Below are 20,643 nucleotides of genomic sequence, written 5' to 3'. Positions count from 1 at the left end.
TGTTCGAGATGGCGGCGCTGGACGGGTTCCGCGCGCTCGTGACCGGGGGCGGTAGCGGGATCGGTGAAGGTTGTGCGGCCGCGCTGGTGCGTGACGGTGGCGCGGTCACGATCTGCGGCCGCACGGAGGTCAAGCTGGAGGAAGCGGCCGAGCGGATGCGCGCGACCACGAAAGGCGCGTCGGTCCAGATCGTCGCCACGGACGTGACCGACGAGGAGCAGGTACGGGCCGCGGTCGCGAAGGCCGCCGAACCGGCGGGTGAGCTCCATGCAGTGGTCGCGTCCGCGGGCGGCTCGTTGCACATGGGACCCCTCGTGCTCGCCGATGCCGATGCGGTGCGCGCCACCATCGACCTCAACATGATGGGCACGTTCCTCACGCTGAAGCACGCAGCACTCGCGCTCGGGAAGACGCGCGGCTCGTTCGTTGCGATCTCGTCACACGTCGGCATCCAGAGTGAGCGCTTCCTCGGTGCGTACGCGTCGGCCAAGGCTGGCCTCGACCAAATCGTGCGGGTCGCGGCCGACGAGCTCGGCCCCTCGGGAGTGCGAGTCAACTCCGTGCGGCCCGGGATCATCGCCACCGAGCTGATGGACGCCATCACCGCGGGCGGTCCGGTGCTCGACAGCTACCACGCCAACATCCCGTTGCGACGGGTGGGAACGGTCGCCGACGTGGCCGCCCTTGTCCGCTTCCTCGCCGGTCCCGAGTCGTCGTTCATCACCGGGCAGTGCATCGGCGTCGACGGCGGTCAGACGTTGCGCAGCGGCGCCGACTTCTCTCCGTTCGCAGAGCCGCTGTACCAGGACCAGCCCGGCTGGTCGCTGGTCACCTTGCCGGAGAAGTAGGGATGGAGGTTGCGGGCACGGTCGCAGTCATCACCGGAGGCGCGAGCGGGATAGGCCGTTCGACTGCGCTTGAGCTCGCGCGACGTGGTGCCGATATCGTGGTCGCCGACCTCAACGACACACGTATCGAAGAGGTGCATGAGGAGGTCGAGGGCCTCGGGCGCCGGTACCTCGGCGTGCACTGCGACGTCTCGAAGGACGCCGACGTCGAACGATTGCGTGACGAAGCACTCGCGGTCATGGGACATGTCGACATCGCGATGAGCAACGCCGGTGTCGCGATGCTCGGACCGGCCGAGGGGCTGTCGATGGAGGAGTGGGACTGGATCCTCCAGATCAACCTCTACGGCGTCATCCGCGGTGCCCGAGCATTCATCCCGCACATGCTCGAGCGCGGGAGCGGCTACCTCGTGAACACCGCTTCGGTCGCCGGTCTCTACGCGTACGCGTGGGATCACCCCACCTACATCACGGCCAAGTTCGGGGTTGTCGGCTTCACCGAGGCGCTCGCGCTCTACCTCCGGCCGCAGGGGATCGGCGTGTCGGTGCTGTGCCCGTCACTCATCGCCACGAACATGGGCGACACCGCGCGCATGGGCGGCGGCGACATGTCGAAGTGGCTCGGGGAGATGCCGCTCGAGGAGCCCAAGGATGCCGCGATCGTCGGGCCGATGGTGGCCGACGCCATCCGCGACGAGCGGTACCTGATCCTCACCGATCCCGACGCGATTCTGCCGCGAGTGGCACAACGCGGCGCCGACCTCGACGCGTGGGTCGGTTCGTATAGCAAGACGCTGCGCCGGCCGCCCAACCTGTATCGCTGAGTCCCGCGGGAGCCAGCTTGCTCAGCGCTTGGCGGTGAACTTCAGGGGGATGTGCTTGAGCCCGTTGATGAAGTTCGAGCGGAGCCGTGAGACCGGACCGGTGAGCTCGAGGTCGTCGAGCCGGTCGAGGATCTCGTCGAACATCACTTGGATCTCCATGCGCGCCAGGTTGGCGCCCAAGCAGAAATGGGGACCGCCGCCGCCAAACGCCACGTGCTCGTTGGGCGAGCGCGTCACGTCGAACGTGAACGGATCCTCGAATGCCTTCTCGTCGTGGTTGGCCGAGATGTACCAGATCACGACCTTGTCGCCGGCCTTGACGTGCTGCCCGCCGAGCTGAACGTCGCGCATGGCCGTACGGCGGAAGTGCATGACCGGGCTCGCCCAACGCAGCATCTCCTCGACGGCGCCGGGTAGAAGGGAGCGGTCGGCGCGCACCTTCGCAAGCTCGTCGGGGTGCTCGAGCAGCGTGACGAGGCCATGCGAGATGAGGTTGCGCGTTGTCTCGTTGCCGGCAACCGTGAGGATGAGGAAGAAGAGGTCGATCTCGAGGCCGGTCAGCTGCTCGCCGTCGACCTCGGCGTGGGTGAGGACCGAGATGAGGTCGTCCTTGGGATCAGCCTTCTTCTTCTCGGCGAGCGCCGACGCGTAGGCATAGAGCTCCATCGATGCCTGCTGCGAGATCTCCTCGGTGATGCCGTACTCGGGGTCTTCGGCCCCGATCATGCGGTTGCTCCAGTCGAACATCTTGTGACGGTCCTCTTGCGGCACGCCCATGAGGTCGGCGATCACCTGGAGCGGGAGCTCCGACGCGACGTCGACGACGAAGTCGCACTCACCGCGGTGGGCGACGCGGTCGATGATGTCGCGGGAGCGCTTGCGCATCGTCGACTCGAGCTCCGAGACCATGCGCGGCGTGAATCCCTTGTTGATGAGCCTGCGGTAGCGCGTGTGCAACGGCGGGTCCATGTTGAGCATGAGGAGGCGCTGCTGTTCGAGGTTGGCCTCGTCGGGATCCCACATGAAGACCAGGCGCTCCGCCGACGAGAACGTGGCGTTGTCGCGGTTGACCGTGACCACGTCGTCGTAGCCGGTGACCGCCCAGAACGGCCCGCCGCCGCCTTGCATCGCGCTCACGGTCGGATCGCCCTCGTGCCAGTACACGGGTGCCTCGCGCCGAAGGGCGGTGAACCAGTCGTGCGGGACACCGGCCTGGAACCGGTCCTTGTCCCAGAGGTCGATGTCAGCCAGCGTCATGGCGACCCAGGCTACCGGGGCCACGCGGCGCCGCAACGAAGCGGAGGCGCTCGCCAGCGAGCGAACGCCCGCGGCTGAGGCATCCCCAGCCGCAGGAAGCGACCGAGTAGCTAGGCGAACTCGGGGATGACGTGCTTGCCGAGAAGCTCGATCGACTGCATCACCTTGTCGTGCGGGATGTTGAACGGGTTCACGAGACAGAGCAGCAGGTCGCAGCCCGCCGCTTCGTAGCGCTTGCACGTCTCGATGCACTCGTCGGGGTCGCCGACTACGCCGGCGCCCGCGTCGTGGACGTAGTCGAAGGTGAGGTGCTCGAACGCGCCCTCGTTCTTGTGCTGGAGCGCCGACGCGGTGTACTCGTAGGTGCCGAGCTCTTGCTTCTTCTCGTTCATCCACTCAGCCACCGACGCGATGAGGCTCGCTCCAGCCTTCGGGTACCACTCGAACGACTCCTTGGCGACGTCGTACGCCTCCTCCTTGGTCGGCGCGCAGTGCACCATCGTGAACGTGGCGGCCGTCTCGTTCTTGAACTTGCCGACCGGCGCTTCGCACTCGGTGAGGCCTTGGCGGTAGAGGTCGATGCTCTTCACCAGCTCCTCGGGTGGCAGGCCGACGGTGAACGAGCAGAGGCCGATGCCTTGCCGTCCGACCTCGAGGTGTCCATCAGGACTGCTTGTCGCGCCGAAGATCGGCGGGTGGGGCTGTTGCAGCGGCTTCGGTTGCACACGTCGCGGTCCGCCCATCTGCCAGTACTTGCCGTCGGCTTGGTAGTACTCCTCGGTCCACGCGCCCACGATGTGCTGGAGCGCTTCCTTCCACATGTCGCGGGTTTGCTCGGGGTCGACGTTGAAGCCTTCGAGCTCGAGTCGCGTCGACGAACGACCAGTGCCGAAGTCGACCCGCCCGTCGGAGAGTAGGTCGAGCACCGCGGCCGACTCGGCGCTGCGGATCGGGTGGTTGTACGGCGACGGGAGCAGCCGCACGCCGTAGCCGATGCGGATGTTCTTGGTGCGCGCCGCGATCGCGCCATAGAGCACCTCGGGGTTCGAGCAGTGCGAGTACTCCTCGAGGAAGTGGTGCTCGACGGTCCAGAACGCATGGAAGCCGACCTCGTCGCCGAGGATCGCTTGCTCGAGCGTGTTCTTGTACGCCGCGTGCTCCTTGCCCGGAGTGAACGGCTTCTGCACCGGGATCTCGTAGAACAAGGCGAACTTCATCGACACGGTGCGGCCCCCGGGCTTGTGAACTGGAACGTGTTTCAGTGAGCATACGCAGATGGCCCGAATGGACGGCAAGGTCGCAGTGGTCACGGGAGCCGCGTCGGGGCTCGGTGAGGCGACGTGCACCCGCCTGGCCGACGAGGGCGCGACGGTCGTCGGCCTCGACGTGACCGGATCGCGTCCGGTCGACGTGACCGACGAGCCCGCGGTGAGCGCGGCCATGGATGCAGTGGTCGCCGAGCACGGGCACCTCGACGTGCTGGCGACGTTTGCCGGCGTCCCCGGCGGCGGACCCGTCCATGGTCTCGAGGCAGGCGAGTGGGCACGCGTGATCGCCGTCAACCTCACCGGCACGTACCTGTCGTGCAAGCACGCGTTGCGTCACATGATCGAGCAGCGCGCAGGGAGCATCGTCACGGTCGCCAGCGTGGAGGGGATCGAGGGGACGGAGGGCGGGAGTGCGTACAACGCCTCCAAGGGCGGCGTCGTCCTGCTCACCAAGAACATGGCCATTGACTACGGCCGCATGGGCGTGCGCGTGAACTGCGTGTGCCCGGGCTTCATCGACACTCCGATGTTCCGATCCGTCATGGGATCGGAGGGGATGGCCCAGTACCGCGAGGAGTACCGAGAGCACCACAAGCTCGGGCGTTTCGGCCGACCCGAAGAGATCGCCGCTGCAGTCGCGTTCCTCGCGTCCGATGACGCGTCGTTCGTCACCGGCCACGCTCTCGTGGTCGACGGCGGGTACACGGCTGGCATGCGCACCGGCCTCAGCGACCTCATGGGCCTCGGTGGCTGACGACCTGTAACGTGTTCTCGTTCCGACCCCCGGAGATGGCATGTACATCGGCTTGACCGACGAGCAGCAGGCGCTCCAGCACGAGGTGCGCGATTACTTCAAGGCGCTGCTCACGCCAGAGGTGCGCGCGCGGCTCTCAGGCGCGGGCGGCGTCGGCGAGGAGAACCGCAAGGTCGTCAAGCAGATGGGCGCCGACGGCTGGCTCGGCGTCGGTTGGCCCAAGGAGTGGGGCGGGCGCGGCTTCTCCGCCGTCGAGCAGTTCATCTGGTTCGACGAGGCGATGCGGGCCGGCGCTCCGGTGCCGATGCTCACGATCAACACCGTCGGACCCACGATCATGCGCTTCGGCACCAACGAGCAGAAGGAGTTCTTCCTCCCGAAGATCCTGAAGGGGGAGATCCACTTCTGCATCGGCTATTCGGAGCCCGGTGCGGGCACCGATCTCGCCGCGCTCAAGACGAAAGCCGAGCGTGACGGCGACGAGTACATCATCAACGGCCAGAAGACGTGGACGAGTCTTGCGTCTGATGCCGACTACGTGTGGCTCGCCGTGCGCACGGATCCGAACGTCAAGAAGCACAAGGGCATCTCGTTGTTCGTGATCCCGATGGAGACACCGGGCATCAAGGTCGTTCCGATCCACGTGATGGGTGAGTCCGACATCAACGACGTCTTCTACGAAGACGTTCGGGTCCCCGCGACGATGCGCGTCGGCGAGGAGAACGCGGGGTGGGGCCTGATCACCAATCAGCTCAACCACGAGCGCGTCACGTTGTGCTCGTCGGGCATGGTCGAGCGTGCGCTGGTGGACGTGCGCAAGTGGGCCCAGGACACGAAGCTGCCCGACGGCTCGCGGGTTGTCGACCAGGAGTGGGTGCAGCTCAACCTGGCGCGGGTGCATGCACGGCTCGAGTACCTGCGCTTGATGAACTGGAAGATCGCATCGGCTGCGGCGAAGGGTGATCTCCAGCCTGCCGACGCGTCGGCGACGAAGGTGTTCGGCACCGAGTTCTACATCGAGGCGTTCCGGCTCCTGATGGAGATCCTCGGCCAAAACTCGTACCTGCGTGACGACGCGCCCGGCGCGTTGCTCCAGTCGCGGTTGGAGCACTCGTACCGCGGCCTCATCATCCTCACGTTCGGCGGTGGCACGAACGAGATTCAGCGCGACCTGATCGCGGTGTTCGGTCTCGGCATGCCGCTCGCACCGAGATAGCGGAACGAGCGCAGCGAGTGGAGCAGCCGCAGCGAGTGAAGCGAATGGAGCGAGTGAAGCGAATGGAGCGAGTGAAATGAGCGAACGTAGCGGAGCGGGAGCGGAGGCGTAGAGATGGACTTCGCGTTCAACGAAGAGCAGCAGGACCTTCAAGGTCTGGTCGAGAAGATCCTCGGTGCCGAGGTCACGCTCGACCGACTCAAGGAGGCGGAAGCGGACGAGAGCAACTTCGACCGCGAGCTGTGGAAGAAGCTGGCCGACGCGGGTGTGCTCGGCATCGCCGTTCCCGAGGCCCAGGGCGGCGGCGGATACGGGTTCCTCGAGGCCGCGCTCGTGCTGGAGCAGGTCGGCCGCACGGTCGCACCCGTGCCGTACTACGCCTCGGTCGTGCTCGGTGCCCTGCCGATCGCGCGCTTCGGGACCGACGCGCAGAAGGACGCGCTGCTCCCCGGCGTTGCATCGGGCGAGACGATCCTCACCGCTGCGCTCACCGAGGCCGGCGCCGACCCGCTGACCCCGACCACGAAGGCGAAGAAGGACGGCGACGGCTGGGTGCTCGACGGTGTGAAGGACTGTGTGCCCGCAGGGCCACTGGCCGACCGCGTGCTCCTCCCTGCGTCGACGGGTGGTGGTGGCGTGATCGTCGCCATCGTCGACCCGAACGCGAAGGGCGTCACCCGCGAGCGCCAGGACACGACGAACCACCATCCCGAAGCGCGTCTCACGCTGAAGGGCGTGAAGGTTACCGCGGGCGACGTGGTCGGTTCGGCGGAGCAGGGGAGCGAGATTCTCGCCTGGCTCGTCGACCGCGCAACGGCAGCGCTCTGCGCGATCGCCATCGGGGTGTGCGAAGAAGCGGTGCGCATGACCGCCGAGTACACAAAGACGCGCGAGCAGTTCGAGCGGCCGATTGCCACGTTCCAAGCGGTTGGACAGCGCGCTGCCGACGCGTACATCGACACCGAGGCAATCCGGCTCACCGGCTGGCAGGCAGTCTGGCGCCTCTCCGAGGACCTGCCCGCGTCGGCCGAGGTCGCGGTGGCGAAGTTCTGGGCATCGGAAGGCGGCCAGCGGGTGGTGCACGCGGCGCAGCACTTGCACGGCGGCATGGGTGTCGACCGTGACTACCCACTGCACCGCTACTTCCTGTGGGCGAAGGTGCTCGAGCTCACGCTCGGGGGGTCGACCCCGCAGCTGCTCAAGCTCGGCAAGATCCTCGCCGACGAGCCCGTCGCCGTCTGACGCAACCTGGTGGAGGGCGATCCCGCGCCGATCGTCGTCGAGCACGACGGGCTGCACATCGCCGCGCTCGACTGGGGTGGGGATGGCGAGCCGCTCCTGTTGTTGCACCCGACCGGCTTCTGTGCCGGGTTCTTCGACCCGCTCGCGCGGCGGCTGCGCGACCGGTATCGGCCGATCGGCGTCGACCTGCGCGGCCACGGCGCGACCGATGCACCCGATGCGGCGCACGCGTTCGCGTACACCCGAATGGCCGAGGACGTGCTGTCCGTGCTCGATCACCTTGGCGTGAGCCAGTGGGCGGCGCTGGGCGAATCGGGCGGCGGTGGAGTGGCGGTGCTCGTCGACCGGGCGAGGCCGAGCGCGACCAGACGACTGCTGCTGTGCGAAGCCATTGCGTTCGCCCTCGAGGAAGCCGAGCGGCCGAGCGATGTGGCGCGGCGAGGCGGCAACTTCATGGCGGACAACGCGCGCAAGCGTCGGCCGGTGTGGTCCGACCGAGAGACGGTGCGAGCGTCGTACGGGTCGCGCCCGCCGCTCGATGCGCTCTCGCCTGAGTTCCTCGACGCGTATATCCGATGGGGTTTCGTCGACCGATCCGACGGTCAGGTCGAGCTGGCGTGCCCGCCTGAGGCCGAGGCCCAGATGTTCGAGGTCTCTGCCGACGAGGAAGGCGCCAAGGCCGCGTGGCATCACCTGGCCGAGCTGTCGTGTGGTGCGGTCGTGCTGGCGGGGGAGTCGTCCAAACTCCCGATGGCCTGGTTCCGAGCACAAGCCGAGCGTGCGAGCGCGCCCCTCGTCGCGATCGACGGTGGGCACTTCTTCCTGCACGAAGACCTCGAACGCGCCGAGACCCTCGTGCGCGAGCATCTCCGATCGTGAGTGACGAAGGTCTGCATCGGCTGCTCGCGTACGAGGAGATCCGCCAGCTCGTCGCTCGCTACGCCGTTGCCGTCGATAGCCGCGACCTCGATGCGCTCGTGGCGCTGTTCGCCGATGACGTGCAGGTCGGTCGAGATCGCCGCGGCCGTGATGCATTGCGCGAGTACTTCGACCAGACACTCCGCGAGGTGACGGTCACCATCTTGAACACGGGAACGCATGTCATCGACTTCGTCGACGCCGATCATGCGAGCGGGATCGTGTACTGTCGCGGTGAGGTGCAGATCGGCGATCAATGGATCGTCCAGGCTATTCAGTACCGCGACACGTACGAGCAACGCGATGCTCAGTGGTTCTTCACTCGTCGCCAGCACTTGCTCTGGCATGCACGTGAGCTGGGTACATCGCCGGTCGAACTCTTCCCGGGCACGTGGCCCGAAGATCAGATCGGAAGGTTCGAGCTTCCCGAGGCGTGGCCCACCTGGGGCGCGTTCTGGGCATCGACTCCGCCCGAGGCGGATTAAGCCACGACCCCTCGGTTGCGTAGGTCGTCGATCGAGTCTCGGTCGCGTCCGAGCTCGTGCAGGATCTCGTCGGTGTGCTCACCGAGGTCGGGTGGCATCGCTCGCGGCCCGCCCGGGGTGCCATGGAAGTCCACGGAGGTGTTGATCATCGTCACCGTGCTGTTGCCTTCGGGTACCTCCACGAAGCCGCCGCCGGCGTGCACCTGTGGGTCCGCCAGCACCTCTTCGGTGGTCTGCACGGGTGCCCACCACACGTCCTCGCGGTCGAAGATCTCGGACCACTCCTCACGCGTGCGTGACGCGAAGATCTCGTCGAGCACCGGGATCAGGTCGCGGGTGTTCGCGCGTCGGCCCTCCTCGTCCCGGAAGCGCTCGTCGTCGATCCACTCCGGATGGCCGACGGCTCGGCACACATCGGGCCAGTGACGCTGGCCTTCGAGCCCGACCAGCCAGAACCAGCGCCGGTCGCGGTCCTGGTAGCAGTTGATGACCGGGTTCGTCATCTGCGAGCGCTTCGCGACCGCCAACGGCACGCCGAAGCGCAGCGCCATATTGAGATCGAAGCTGATCGTGTACATGCCGTGACGGAGCAACGACGTCGCGACGAGCTGTCCCTCGCCGGTCCGCTCGCGGGCCAGCAATGCCGCGCTGATCCCGCCGGCCATCGTCATTCCGGCGCCGTGGTCGCCCATCCCGCCGCGCTGGAACGGCGGATCTTCGCCCGGGCGTGTGAGCAGACCCGCGACGCCGCTGCGGGCCCAGAAGGCGCTGATGTCGTACGCAGCACGATCGCGGTCAGGGCCGGTGGTGCCGTACCCCGTGATGATCCCGTACACGAGACGGGGGTAACGCGCTCGTAAAACGTCGGGATCCAGCTCGAGCCGCTCGAGCGCGTCGAGACGGATGTTCGTGAGGAACACGTCGGCCTGTTCGAGGAGCTCGTGGGCGAGGTGGAGGCCATCCGTCTGGGTGAAGTCGACGACGATGCTCCGCTTCGAGCGGTTGTCGAGCTCGAACGGCGGGTTGAACGGCACGTCGCCGCCGAGCATCTTCGCGAAGCCACGCGCTGGATCTCCGACCGGCGGCTCGATCTTCACCACGTCGGCGCCCCAGTCAGCGAGCACGCCGCCGGCCGCGGGACCGGCGACCCACACGCCGAGCTCGACGACGCGAATCCCGTCCAATGGTCCGAGTCGATTCCGCTCCGGCGCCCCGGCCGTCCGACCGCGCCTGCGCTTCATCTCCGCGGTCTCGCCGACGGCCATGGCGGTCCGGTCACGAGGGGTGAGTGTACGGACCTCCTACGATGCGCGGCCATCGACGTGCTGGTGGTGTGCACGGGCAACATCTGCCGATCTCCGATGGGCGAGGCGCTGCTGCGCGCCCATCTCGATGCACGCGGCACGGCTGTCAATGTCCACTCGGCCGGGACGATGGCGTGGAACGCGGGACCACCCAACGAGGCGGTCGCGGCGATGGCCGAGATGGGCTTGGACATCTCCGCCCACCGTTCGCGTCAGCTCACGACCGAGCTGATCGGTGAGGCCGACCTCGTGCTCGGGATGACGCGTCAACACGTGGACCGCATCACCGCGCTCGCGCCGGATGCGGCGACGCGCGTCTTTCTCGTCGAAGAGCTGGTGCGGCTCGGCGGGGTGGTCGGTGCCCGCAGTGAGGGGGAGGCGCTGCGGGCCTGGTTGCTGCGAGTCCACGAAGCGAGGCCCCACGCCCAGGTACGAGGGCGCGGCGAGGACGAGGTCGGCGATCCCATCGGTGAGCCGCTCGACGTGTACCGAGCGACCGCCGCGCGCCTCGACGCATCGCTGCGTGACTTGGCGAGCCTGCTCACAACCTGACTTCCCGTCAGGAACTGGAACGTGTTCTTGTTCCGTGCGAGAGTGCCGCGGTGGAGATGCAGCGCAGGCGTGGCCGGACCGGGACGCCGCGGCGGAATCGACCCGAATAGTGGAGATCGATGGCAAGGTCGCGGTCGTCACCGGCGCGGGATCGGGGATCGGACGGGCCACTGCGCTCGCCTTTGCAGCCGCGGGCGCGGCGGTCGTGGTCGGCGACATCGACGAGGTGGGTGGCAACGAGACGGTCGGGCTCATTCACGATGCCGAAGGCATCGCGTCGTTCGTGCGTGTGGACGTCACGGAACCTCGCTCGATCGAGGCGATGCTGGCGAGCGCCGAGCGCGAGTACGGCGGTGTCGACATCGTGCACAACAACGCAGGCTTGGTGAGCGGTGAGCCGGCATGGCCCGACATCACGCCGGAGACGCTCTTGCGGGTGATGAACGTCAACCTCGGCGGGGTGGTCGTGGGCACACAGATCGCGATTCCGTACCTCCGTCGACGCGGTGGCGGTGCGATCGTGAACACTGCATCGTTGGCCTCGCTGTTCCCGATGACCCAAGACCCGATCTACTCGGCGACGAAGGCCGGGGTGGCCATGTTCACCCGAGCATGTGCACCGCTCGCCGAAGAGGGCATTCGCGTGAACGCAGTGTTGCCCTCGCTTGTCGACACGGCGCTGTTACCGAAGTCTGGAGACGGTGAGCGGTGGGCCGACTGGGCGTATGCCGCGCGCGACACGCTCGGCCTGTTGAAGCCGGAAGAGATCGCCGCGGTCGTGCTCGAGCTGTGTCGTGACGACACAGCCGTGGCTCGCGAGCAAGTGGTCGGAAACCTGCCCCAGGTATGAAGATGGCGATCGAGAGCGAAGCACTCACCCCCAACCAGGCTGCGCGCCGCAACCGTGTGATCGATGCGGCCATGGCGCTCGCCGCGGAGGGTGGCTACGACGCAGTCCAGATGCGCGACGTCGCGGCCCGTGCGCAGGTTGCGTTGGGCACGATCTACCGGTACTTCTCGTCGAAGGACCATCTCCTGGCCGCGTGCCAGGTGGAGCTCTGGCAGGCGCAAGTGGAGCGGATCGCGCAACGCCCGCCCGACGGCGACACGCCGGCGGACCGCGTCGTCAGCTTCCTCGCGCGGGCAATGCGAGGCGCGTCGAGCGAACCCGAGCGCACCGCCGCCCTCATTACGGCGTCGTCAGCGCCGGATCCGGCCGTGCGTGAGTGCCAGCTCGAGATCATGGCCATGATCGACGGTGTTCTCGCCGACGCGATGGGAGACATCGACCCGGGGCGCCGAGCGCGCATCGCGGTCACGCTGCGCCAGCTCTGGTTCTCGTGGCTGCTCAACTGGGTCAACGGATGGAATGACGCCGCCACCGTCAACCAGCAGCTCGAGAGCGCCACCCGGCTCCTTCTGGACTGACCGGTTTGCCAGACAAAACCGGAACGTGTTCTACTCCGTGATGGTGGCCGCGGCGCCGGCGGCTTCGCCGACCGGTGCCGCATGAAGTTCGAGCGAAGCGAGGCGACCAGGGGTGCAGGAACGGCTCACCACCCACACCATCGAGTTCCCGTACACGCGCACGCTCGGGCCGGTGTACAGCGCGTTCCTCACCGGCATGCGCGACGGGCAAGTTCTCGGCATCAAGAGCCGCGACGGTCGCGTGCTCTGCCCTCCCACCGAGTGGGATCCCACCACCGGCGATGCGCTCGATGGCGACCTGGTCCCGGTGGGGCCGGGTGGCGTGGTGACCACGTGGGCTTGGGTGACCGAGCCCTCCCGCAAGCACCCGCTTGACCATCCGTTCGCGTTCGCACTCATCAAGCTCGATGGTGCCGACACCGGTCTGCTCCACGTCGTGGACGCCGGGGGCATCGACTCGATGCAGACAGGCATGCGGGTCGTGCCGCGTTGGAAGCAGGAGCGCATCGGGCACATCACCGACCTCGAGGCCTTCGTGCCGGAGGGATCGAAGTGACCGACGCCAAGCAGGACGAGGTCGACCCCAACGCGCCGGTCGCGGGCATGGACTTCTTCATGCAGCTCGAGTACCACGAGCTGCTGTGCCCGGTCGTGCGCGAGTTCGCCGATGCGCTCATGGACAAGCGTCTCATCGGGCACCGGTGTCCGCAATGCGGCCTCGTGTACTCGCCGCCCCGTGGCTACTGCCCGATCTGTGTCGTGCCCACGACCAAGGCCGACGAGATCGAGCTCGCGACGCGCGGCATCGTCACCAACTACACGGTGGTCACTCCGGTCCAGTACTACGGGCAGGAGGAGACCGAGCCCTTTGCCAAGGTCTCGCTCCAGCTGGACGGCGGCGGGAACCTCAGCCTCCAGGATCTGTTGGAGGTGCCGGTCGAGCAGGTGCATCCAGGGATGCGCGTCGAAGTGGTCTGGGCGCCCGATTCCGAGCGCAAGGTCGACGACATCACGAATCGCAGCTGGGGAACGGCCGAAGGCGCCATCCAGGGTTGGAAGCCGACGGGCGAGCCTGACGCGTCGCCCGACGACTACTCGGACAAGGTCTTCTAGCCGTGGCCAACGACATCGCAATCGTCGGGTACGCGCAGTCGCCGTCATTGCGTCAGGCCGAACTCACCGAACCGCAGTTCCTGTTCCCGGTGATCAGCGAAGCGATCGAGCGCGCCGGGGTCGAGCGCCGCGAGATCGGCTTCACGTGCGCTGGCTCGTGCGACTACCTCTCCGGGCAGACGTTTGCATTCGTGATGAACCTCGAAGCCGTCGGCGCATGGCCCCCGATCTCGGAGTCGCACGTCGAGATGGACGGCGCGTGGGCGCTCTACGAGGCGTGGGTCCGGCTCCAGCATGGCGACATCGACACCGCCCTCGTGTTCGGCTCGGGGAAGTCGTCGCCGGGTCTTCCGGCGGAGATCTATCCGCTGCAGATGGACCCGTACACGCTGACGCCGCTCGGTGCCGACCCAGTGTCGCTCGCAGCACTCCAGGCGCGCGCCATGCTCGACGCCGGGAAGATCACCGAGCGCGAGATGGCCGAGACGGCGACGCGCAGCCGGAAGAACGCGATCGGGAACCCCTACGCGCAAGTCACTGGCGACGACGACCCGGAAACGCTGCTGAAGGAGCCCTATGTCACGGCTCCGCTGCGCCGCCACGACCTCCCGCCGATCTCTGACGGAGCCTGTGCCGTTGTGCTTGCGACCGCGGACAAGGCGAAGGCACTCAGCAAGCGCCCGGTGTGGATCCGAGGGATCGACCATCGCATCGACATCCACCAGCCCGGCATGCGTGACCTGACCGAGTCACCGTCGACGCGAATCGCAGGCAAGAACGCGGGAGTGGGGAAGGGCAAGGTCGACGTGGCCGAGCTGTCGGCGACCTTCTCGTACCAAGAGAAGCTCCTGAGCCAAGAGCTCGGTCTGGGCGACGGCGTCGAGATCAACCCGTCAGGCGGCCCGCTCGCCGCGAATCCAGTGATGGCGGTTGGGCTGGCTCGCTTCGCGGAGGCGGCGCGCCAGATCGCAGAGCGCGGAAAGAAGCGCGCGGTTGCGCACGCCACCTCGGGCCAATGTCTCCAGCAGAACCTCGTCGCCGTGCTCGAAGGGGACTGACATGAGCACTCAGCCCGCCGCGGTCATCGGGATCGGCCAGACCAAGCACAAGAAGAAGCGCGACGACGTGTCGCTCCCGGGCCTCGTGCGCGAGGCCGCGCAGCGTGCTCTCGACGACGCGGAGCTGAACTGGACCGACATTGACGCCGTCGTCCTCGGCAAGGCACCGGACCCGTTCGAGGGCGTCATGATGCCCGAGCTGAGCATGGCGGACGCGCTCGGCGCGAACGGCAAGCCGATCATGCGCGTGCACACCGCCGGCAGCGTGGGTGGATCGACCGCGCTCGTCGCTACGCACCTCGTGCAGACGGGGGTGCACGACCGCGTGCTCACCGTGGCGTACGAGAAGCAAGCCGAGGGCAACGCGCAGTGGGGTCTCGCCGGCGGTCGCAGCGGCGGCATGGGGGCCGGCGGCATCTTCGCGCCGTGGATGCGCACGTACATCAGGCGCTCGGGCGCGCCCGAAGACATCGGGTGGAAGGTGGCAGTCAAAGACCGTCAGAACGCGTGCAAGAACCCGTACGCGCACCTCCACCTGCCCGACATCTCGATCGAGAAGGTGAAGGAGTCCCCGATGTTGTGGGACCCGATCCACTTCCTCGAGTCGTGCCCGTCCTCGGATGGCGCGGTCGCGATGGTCCTGACGAACGAGGCCGGTGCGAAGAAGGCGCCGCGCAAGCCCGCATGGGTGCTCGGTACTGCCATGCGCAGCGAGCTCGGCACGTTCCCGGGGCGTGACACGGTGCGGCCGCGAGCCGGCGTGGAGTGCGCGCACATGGTCTACGACGCCGCGGGGATCAAGAACCCTCGCGAGCAGATCGACGTCGCCGAGCTGTACGTGCCGTTCTCGTGGTACGAGCCGATGTGGCTCGAGGGTCATGACATCGCCGGTCCCGGTGAGGGTTGGCGGATGGTCGAGTCGGGCGAGACCGAGATCACGGGCAACTTCCCGGTGAACGCGTCGGGCGGCGTGCTCTCGTCGAATCCCATCGGCGCGTCGGGCATGCTCCGTTTCGCCGAGGCGGCGCTCCAGGTGCGTGGCGAGGCCGGTGAGCACCAGGTCGCTGATGCGCACGTCGGTCTCGCGCAGGCGTACGGCGGCTCGGCGCAGTACTTCGCGATGTGGGTCGTCGGCTCGACGCTCGACGCGGTCGATAAGAAGAAGTAGCCGTGGCGACGGTCGCGGCGCCGCCCGAACAAGAAGATCCGGCGCTTGCGTCGTTTCGAGCCGAGGTACGGGCGTGGCTCGATGCCAACGCTGAGAAGCGTCGACCCGACGCCAACGAGTTCAAGCGCCGGTTCACCGCGACCACGGTGTCGGCCGATGACGAGCAGCATCACCTCGAACGGGCACGCTCCTGGCAGCGCAAGCTCTACGACGCCGGGTTCGGCGGCATCACGGTGCCGTCGGAGTACGGCGGCCGGGGCGGCACGGCCGCGCAGCAACGCGCGTTCCAACAAGAGGTCGCGCGCTACGAGGTCGACACGGGCATCTTCTCGGTGGGCCTCGGGATGGTGGTGCCCACGATCCTGGCGCACGGCACCGAGGAGCAGAAGAAGCGTTACATCCCGCCGCTGCTGAGTGGCGATGAGCTCTGGTGTCAGCTGTTCAGCGAGCCCGGTGCCGGATCGGATCTCGCTGGTCTCACCACCCGAGCCGACCGCGACGGCGACGAGTGGATCGTCAACGGTCAGAAGGTTTGGAACTCCTTCGCGCACGTCGCCGACTGGGGGATCCTCATCACCCGCACCGATTGGGATGTGCCGAAGCATCGCGGCATCACGTACTTCCTCGTCGACATGTCGACGCCTGGGATCGAGGCGCGGCCGTTGCGCCAGATCACGGGTGTCGCGCACTTCAACGAGACGTTCCTGACCGACGTGCGCATCCCGCACGAGAACGTTCTCGGCGAGGTGAACGGCGGTTGGGGTGTCGCGCAGTCAACGCTCATGAGCGAGCGCGCGCTGATCGGCGGTGGCGGAACCGGCATGGGATTCCGCGACTACGCCGAGCTTGCCCGGCACTTCGGGAAGACCGACGACCCCGTCGTGCGGCAGCGCCTCGCCGCCGCATTCACGCGGTTCCAGACGATGCGCTGGCTCGGTGAGCGCGCTCGCGCCGCGGCCAAGGCGGGGAAGCCGCCGGGACCCGAGAGCTCGGTCTTGAAGCTCGCCATGTCGGAGCACGTCGCCGAGAACGGCAACCTCGCGCTGGCGATCGAAGGGCCGGCCGGGATGCTGTACAAGACCGACGCGTACGAGGACGGGTTCTGGCAACAGCAGTTCCTCGGTCAATGGGGCATTAGAATTGGCGGAGGCACCGAGCAAGTGCAGCGCAACATCCTCGGCGAGCGCGTCCTGGGTCTCCCCTCCGAGCCGCGGCCAGACAAGACGGACCCCTTCCGCGAGGTCCCGAAGAACGGGTAGGCCGCTCATCGCTCTACGCTCCCGCGGCGTGAGCGCTTTGGATGGGTTGCGGGTGCTCGAGATCGGTGGCGAGATCGCGGCGCCCTACGCGACGAAGCTGCTGTGCGAGCTCGGTGCCGATGTCATCAAGGTGGAGCCAGCGCATGGCGATCCGCTGCGGAACTGGCGCGGTGGCGCGCTGTTTCGGTTTCTGAACGGCGGGAAGCACAGCGTTGCGACCGATCTGCTCGCCGACGAAGGGCGAGCGCAGCTCCTTTCAGCGACCGAGAGCGCTGATCTCATCGTCGAGAGCCTCGGCGCGGGCGGGCTCGAGGCGCGTGGTGTGGCGATCGACTCCCTGTTTGCGGCCAACCCGTCGCTCGGTCTCGTCCGCATCTCGGACTTCGGCCAGCACGGCCCGTACGTGGGGATCCCGACGAGCGGGCTCACCCTCCAGGCGTTCGGCGCATGGGTGTCGCCCCATGGCGTGCCGAACCGCGATCCCGTGCAAGTCGGCGCGCGCATTCACGAGTACGCAGCCGGCACGTACGCGGCCGCGGCCGCACTCAGCGCGGCTCGAACGGCTCGGACGTGTGCCGAGCCAGTTACCGTCGACCTTTCGGTGATGGAATGCCTGGTTGGAACGTTGCCGTACCCGATGATCGTGCTTGACGACATGCTTTCCGCCGGTCGCCCGCCGCCGTCGGCGAGTTACTTCCCGCTCCCCGGCATCGTGCGTTGTCGCGACGGCTGGGTCGGCATCAACTGCCTCACCGGGCAGCAGTTCGTCGACTCGTGCGTAATGCTCGGCGTCGAGGAGTACGGCCCGCGCCAACAGGAGATCTCGGCTGGCGGCGCGCTCCTCGAGAAGTTCTTTGCCCGCATCCAGCCATGGCTCGACGAACGCGATGCAGAGGAGATCGTGGAGATCGGCCAGGCGTTCCGCGTGCCGACCGCACCCGTTGGTGATGGCCGGATGATGCTCGACTACGCGCAATTCCGTGAGCGCCCGTTCTTCGTCGAGGAAGACAGCGTCACGATGCCCGGTCCGCCCTACCGCCTGAGCGCCACCCCCGCAGCACGCCGCGGTCGCGCACCCGACTTCGGGACCAGCACGGGGTTTTCGGCACGCTCAACAACCCATGCGGTTGCTCAGCGTGCCGAGAACCCGCAGGGGTTGCCGTTCGCCGGGTTGCGCGTGCTGGATCTCGGGACGTTCTGGGCCGGTCCGTACTGCACGATGTACCTCGGATCACTGGGTGCCGAGGTGATCAAGGTCGAGTCCAGCCGTCGACCCGACGGCTTCCGGTTCTCGGGCGCGGTGCCCCAGATGGGTGACGACTGGTACGAGCGCGGCGGCATCTTCGCGGCCGTCAACCTCAACAAGCGCGAGGTCACGCTCGAGCTCTCGACCGACGAGGGCCGAGCGCTCTTCTTGAAGCTCGTCGAGCGGGCCGACGTGGTGCTCGAGAACTTCTCGGCCCGTGTCATCGAGCAGTTCGGGCTCGACTACGAGCAGCTCAGGGCGGTCAAGCCGGACATCGTGATGGTGCGCATGCCCGGCTTCGGTCTCGAAGGCCCATGGCGCGACTACGTGGGTTGGGCGATGGTCATCGAGCAGGCGACTGGCATGGCCAGCGTCACCGGTCCACCCGAAGTGCCGATGCACCCGGGCGGCTTGGCCGATCCGGTGATCGGGATGCACGCCGCGGTCGCTGTCCAAGCCGCGCTCGACCACCGCGACCGCACCGGCGAGGGGCAGCTCATCGAGGTCGCGCAGCTCGAGACGGGCGCCAACGTGACCGCGGAGCTTGTCATCGAGTGGTCGGCGCGGGGCGAGGCGGTTCCCCGCGACGGCAACCGCGATCGAGCCGTCGCGCCGCAAGGTGTGTACCCCTGTCGAGCGGAGTCTCCGATTCCGGAGTGGGTGGCGATCACCGTGTCGGATGATGAGCAGTGGCGAGTGTTCGTCGCGGCCATCGGCCGCGACGATTGGGTGGACGACGACGGCTTGGTCGGACTGGCCGGACGGCTCGCGCGCCACGACGAGCTCGACGGGGGCATCGCGGGGTGGACACTCGAACGAACCCCTGACGAGGTCCTTGACGCGCTACGCCCGCTCGGCATCCCGGTCGCGACCGTTCTCGCTGTGCCCCGCATGTACCACGACCCCCAGCTCAACGCCCGGGGGTGGTTCGTCGAGCTGGACCACGCGATCGCAGGCGTGAGGCGCTATCCGGGTTGGCCGATGCAGTTCTCGTTCACCGACGTACTCCACCACTTCGGCGCGCCGACCCTCGGCCAGCACAACCGCCAGATCCTCGCGGAGCTGGACTGCACCGACGCTGATGTCGAGCAGCTTGCCGAGCGCGGCGTGATCGGCGAACGGATGGCGACCTAGGAGACGCGCGCGGCGCGACCCGAACCGCGTTCCACGACCCAGCTGCTCGCTAACTCCTCGTTGGGAGTGCGCTCCAGCACGGTATCGAGGTGCCAGAACTCCACGCGGATCTGGTCGGGGACGACGTCGACGACGACGTAGCCGTGGCTGTCGAGGTCGGCCCACTGCCAGTCGGGGAGCAGTTCCTGCGCTCGAACCGCGATCGCCTCGGAGTCGCCGGAGTGACGCGGCCACTTCATCTTGTCGTCGAGGTTCTGCGAGGTGAGGCTCGGCGTCACGAATTCGGGAGCGACCGGCTCGTCCTTGTTGTGGTGCAGCTCGAGCACGAGCGACACGTGCACGTCGCCACTCAACACGACCACGTTGTCCATCCCGTTGTCGGCGATGTGGTCGAGCAGGAGCTCGCGCTCCGCGGGATATCCGTCCCACTGATCGAAGTCGGGGCCCTGCCCGTCATCGTTGAGCAGCTTCACCTTCGTAAGACCGGGGCGAACCTCTTCGGGCAGGTCGGCACTCCAGGTGCGACCCATCACCGACGGGTTGGCGAGGATCCGCCACGACGCCTTGGAGCGGTCGAGCGAGTCGAGCAGCCACCCTCGCTGCTCGGGGCCGAGCGCTGTTCGCGTCGGGTCATTCATACCTTCACCGCCGACCGGTTCGTCCCGTCTGGTCCGGGCGTCGATGAGGAACACGTCGGCGAGTGCGCCGAGTGCCACCGAACGCCAGACACGCGACGGGTCAGCCGGGTCAGGCCGCCGGACCGGTAGCCACTCCTCGCGGGCTCGGAAGGCGTTGGCCTTCCGGTCGGCCCAGGTGCCGTACTCAGGCTTGTGCTCCGTGGCGCCCTGGCGCCATGCCCCGTCGGCGAACTCGTGGTCGTCGAGCGTCGGGATGATCGCGTGCGACAGATGCAGGAGCTGCACGTCGGGATCGCGGTGGTACTGGCTGTACCGGGTGCGGTAGTCGTCGAGCGTCACGCACTCCGTGAGCGGCTCGAATGGCCGACCGATGTCGGCGCCGGGTGTCTGCGTCTTCGGTGGTGTGTTGGACGCTTCGTAGATGTAGTCGCCGAGGTGCAGGAGGAAGTTGAGATCGTGACGGGCGGCGATCCGCGCGTATGCGTTGAAGAAGCCGGCGTTGAACTTGGCGCACGAGACCATCGCAAAGCGCACGTGATCCGTCGTGTCGGGGAGGGTGCGCGTCCGCGCGATGGGTGACGACGATCCGAGCGCAGTGAACTGGTAGTAGTAGTGGGTCTCCGGCTCGAGTCCGTCGGCATCGACGTGCACCGTCCAGTCGCCGTTCGCGTTCGCCTCGACCTGACCCGACGCAACCAGGTCATCGAGCTCGGGATCCCGGCTCACGGCCCACTCGACCGGGACGGGGGCGTCGGTTCCGCCAGTGACGCGGGTCCACAGCATCACCCGGTCGGTGAGGGGATCGCCGCTCGCGACCCCGTGCTGGAACACCGCGCCCGATTCGTCAGCCATCCGGCGGGCACGGTAGTCCGCTACACCCCGGGAGTGGCCGCCCTTCGGAGGCCGCCGGTAGATTGAAACACGTTCTATG

The 20,643-nt window shown here is 67.5% G+C and carries 20 protein-coding genes; 16 read left to right on the top strand and 4 right to left on the bottom strand.

Going from position 1 to position 20,643, the window contains the following annotated elements; genetic code table 11:
- Nucleotides 1-8 precede the first annotated feature (8 nt).
- Nucleotides 9-848, top strand: coding sequence for an SDR family oxidoreductase (locus tag WEE69_03375; protein MEX1144327.1), 840 nt, complete (start codon nt 9-11; stop codon nt 846-848).
- 2 nt (nt 849-850) lie between these two features.
- Nucleotides 851-1,672: an SDR family oxidoreductase gene (locus tag WEE69_03370; protein MEX1144326.1), complete on the top strand. Its 822-nt coding sequence runs from the start codon at nt 851-853 to the stop codon at nt 1,670-1,672.
- Between the two features lie 21 nt (nt 1,673-1,693).
- Here WEE69_03370 and WEE69_03365 read toward each other — a convergent pair whose 3' ends face one another.
- Together WEE69_03365 and WEE69_03360 are read right to left on the bottom strand one after the other, a co-directional pair.
- Nucleotides 1,694-2,929 carry a cytochrome P450 gene (locus WEE69_03365; GenBank protein ID MEX1144325.1) on the bottom strand — a complete coding sequence of 412 codons (1,236 nt, stop codon included), beginning with the start codon at nt 2,927-2,929 and terminating at the stop codon, nt 1,694-1,696.
- Nucleotides 2,930-3,039: 110 nt separating this feature from the next.
- Nucleotides 3,040-4,146, bottom strand: coding sequence for an LLM class flavin-dependent oxidoreductase (locus WEE69_03360; GenBank protein ID MEX1144324.1), 1,107 nt, complete (start codon nt 4,144-4,146; stop codon nt 3,040-3,042).
- A 58-nt stretch (nt 4,147-4,204) separates the two neighbouring features.
- On the opposite strand from WEE69_03360, the gene WEE69_03355 reads away from it, so the two are divergent.
- From WEE69_03355 to WEE69_03335, 5 genes are all read left to right on the top strand, one after another.
- Entirely contained in the window at nt 4,205-4,951 is a 747-nt protein-coding gene (locus tag WEE69_03355; GenBank protein ID MEX1144323.1) for an SDR family NAD(P)-dependent oxidoreductase, read from the top strand.
- A gap of 40 nt (nt 4,952-4,991) precedes the next feature.
- Nucleotides 4,992-6,167: an acyl-CoA dehydrogenase family protein gene (locus WEE69_03350; protein MEX1144322.1), complete on the top strand. Its 1,176-nt coding sequence runs from the start codon at nt 4,992-4,994 to the stop codon at nt 6,165-6,167.
- A gap of 114 nt (nt 6,168-6,281) precedes the next feature.
- Nucleotides 6,282-7,409, top strand: a complete 1,128-nt coding sequence (locus WEE69_03345; GenBank protein MEX1144321.1) for an acyl-CoA dehydrogenase family protein — start codon at nt 6,282-6,284, stop codon at nt 7,407-7,409.
- Between the two features lie 9 nt (nt 7,410-7,418).
- Nucleotides 7,419-8,288 carry an alpha/beta hydrolase gene (locus tag WEE69_03340; protein ID MEX1144320.1) on the top strand — a complete coding sequence of 290 codons (870 nt, stop codon included), beginning with the start codon at nt 7,419-7,421 and terminating at the stop codon, nt 8,286-8,288.
- The gene (locus WEE69_03335) at nt 8,285-8,812 is read left to right on the top strand and encodes a nuclear transport factor 2 family protein (GenBank protein MEX1144319.1); all 528 of its coding nucleotides are present in this window, start codon (nt 8,285-8,287) and stop codon (nt 8,810-8,812) included. The genes WEE69_03340 and WEE69_03335 overlap by 4 nt, the downstream gene beginning before the upstream one ends.
- On the opposite strand, the gene WEE69_03330 is transcribed toward WEE69_03335, so the two are convergent.
- A complete protein-coding gene (locus WEE69_03330; GenBank protein ID MEX1144318.1) occupies nt 8,809-10,053 on the bottom strand; it encodes a CoA transferase in 1,245 nt (414 codons plus the stop codon). The two genes, WEE69_03335 and WEE69_03330, sit on opposite strands and share 4 nt — an antisense overlap.
- Before the next feature lie 81 nt (nt 10,054-10,134).
- On the opposite strand from WEE69_03330, the gene WEE69_03325 reads away from it, so the two are divergent.
- The 9 genes from WEE69_03325 to WEE69_03285 all read left to right on the top strand — a co-directional run bounded on the left by WEE69_03325 (nt 10,135) and on the right by WEE69_03285 (nt 19,074).
- Nucleotides 10,135-10,668 carry a protein-tyrosine-phosphatase gene (locus tag WEE69_03325; protein ID MEX1144317.1) on the top strand — a complete coding sequence of 178 codons (534 nt, stop codon included), beginning with the start codon at nt 10,135-10,137 and terminating at the stop codon, nt 10,666-10,668.
- Nucleotides 10,669-10,777: 109 nt separating this feature from the next.
- The gene (locus tag WEE69_03320) at nt 10,778-11,518 is read left to right on the top strand and encodes an SDR family NAD(P)-dependent oxidoreductase (protein MEX1144316.1); all 741 of its coding nucleotides are present in this window, start codon (nt 10,778-10,780) and stop codon (nt 11,516-11,518) included.
- The gene (locus tag WEE69_03315; GenBank protein MEX1144315.1) at nt 11,515-12,096 is read left to right on the top strand and encodes a TetR family transcriptional regulator; all 582 of its coding nucleotides are present in this window, start codon (nt 11,515-11,517) and stop codon (nt 12,094-12,096) included. Before WEE69_03320 ends, WEE69_03315 begins: the two co-directional genes overlap by 4 nt.
- Before the next feature lie 112 nt (nt 12,097-12,208).
- Nucleotides 12,209-12,652 carry an OB-fold domain-containing protein gene (locus tag WEE69_03310; protein ID MEX1144314.1) on the top strand — a complete coding sequence of 148 codons (444 nt, stop codon included), beginning with the start codon at nt 12,209-12,211 and terminating at the stop codon, nt 12,650-12,652.
- Nucleotides 12,649-13,209 carry an OB-fold domain-containing protein gene (locus WEE69_03305; GenBank protein ID MEX1144313.1) on the top strand — a complete coding sequence of 187 codons (561 nt, stop codon included), beginning with the start codon at nt 12,649-12,651 and terminating at the stop codon, nt 13,207-13,209. The genes WEE69_03310 and WEE69_03305 overlap by 4 nt, the downstream gene beginning before the upstream one ends.
- Nucleotides 13,210-13,211: 2 nt before the next feature.
- Nucleotides 13,212-14,267 carry a thiolase domain-containing protein gene (locus WEE69_03300; GenBank protein MEX1144312.1) on the top strand — a complete coding sequence of 352 codons (1,056 nt, stop codon included), beginning with the start codon at nt 13,212-13,214 and terminating at the stop codon, nt 14,265-14,267.
- A 1-nt stretch (nt 14,268) separates the two neighbouring features.
- Nucleotides 14,269-15,435, top strand: a complete 1,167-nt coding sequence (locus WEE69_03295; protein MEX1144311.1) for a thiolase domain-containing protein — start codon at nt 14,269-14,271, stop codon at nt 15,433-15,435.
- Between the two features lie 2 nt (nt 15,436-15,437).
- Nucleotides 15,438-16,694 (top strand): acyl-CoA dehydrogenase family protein, encoded by a 1,257-nt coding sequence (locus tag WEE69_03290; GenBank protein ID MEX1144310.1) that lies wholly within the window; start codon nt 15,438-15,440, stop codon nt 16,692-16,694.
- 28 nt (nt 16,695-16,722) lie between these two features.
- Nucleotides 16,723-19,074, top strand: a complete 2,352-nt coding sequence (locus tag WEE69_03285) for a CoA transferase (protein ID MEX1144309.1) — start codon at nt 16,723-16,725, stop codon at nt 19,072-19,074.
- Here the strand turns inward: WEE69_03285 and WEE69_03280 are convergent.
- Complete coding sequence (locus WEE69_03280; protein MEX1144308.1) at nt 19,071-20,564, bottom strand: alkaline phosphatase D family protein; 1,494 nt, start codon at nt 20,562-20,564, stop codon at nt 19,071-19,073. The genes WEE69_03285 and WEE69_03280 overlap by 4 nt on opposite strands.
- Nucleotides 20,565-20,643: the final 79 nt, after the last annotated feature.

Source organism: Acidimicrobiia bacterium (assembly GCA_040881685.1).
Lineage (GTDB): Bacteria > Actinomycetota > Acidimicrobiia > IMCC26256 > PALSA-555 > SHVJ01.
The sequence above is the reverse complement of the archived record's forward strand: the minus strand, read 5'-3'. Positions and strand labels throughout refer to the sequence as shown.

Coding starts and splice junctions, on each gene's coding strand:
- WEE69_03375 (MEX1144327.1), top strand. CDS start 9: ATGGCGGCGCTGGACGGGTTCCGCGCGCTCGTGACCGGGGGCGGTAGC.
- WEE69_03370 (MEX1144326.1), top strand. CDS start 851: ATGGAGGTTGCGGGCACGGTCGCAGTCATCACCGGAGGCGCGAGCGGG.
- WEE69_03365 (MEX1144325.1), bottom strand. CDS start 2,929: ATGACGCTGGCTGACATCGACCTCTGGGACAAGGACCGGTTCCAGGCC.
- WEE69_03360 (MEX1144324.1), bottom strand. CDS start 4,146: ATGAAGTTCGCCTTGTTCTACGAGATCCCGGTGCAGAAGCCGTTCACT.
- WEE69_03355 (MEX1144323.1), top strand. CDS start 4,205: ATGGCCCGAATGGACGGCAAGGTCGCAGTGGTCACGGGAGCCGCGTCG.
- WEE69_03350 (MEX1144322.1), top strand. CDS start 4,992: ATGTACATCGGCTTGACCGACGAGCAGCAGGCGCTCCAGCACGAGGTG.
- WEE69_03345 (MEX1144321.1), top strand. CDS start 6,282: ATGGACTTCGCGTTCAACGAAGAGCAGCAGGACCTTCAAGGTCTGGTC.
- WEE69_03330 (MEX1144318.1), bottom strand. CDS start 10,053: ATGAAGCGCAGGCGCGGTCGGACGGCCGGGGCGCCGGAGCGGAATCGA.
- WEE69_03315 (MEX1144315.1), top strand. CDS start 11,515: ATGAAGATGGCGATCGAGAGCGAAGCACTCACCCCCAACCAGGCTGCG.
- WEE69_03295 (MEX1144311.1), top strand. CDS start 14,269: ATGAGCACTCAGCCCGCCGCGGTCATCGGGATCGGCCAGACCAAGCAC.
- WEE69_03280 (MEX1144308.1), bottom strand. CDS start 20,564: ATGGCTGACGAATCGGGCGCGGTGTTCCAGCACGGGGTCGCGAGCGGC.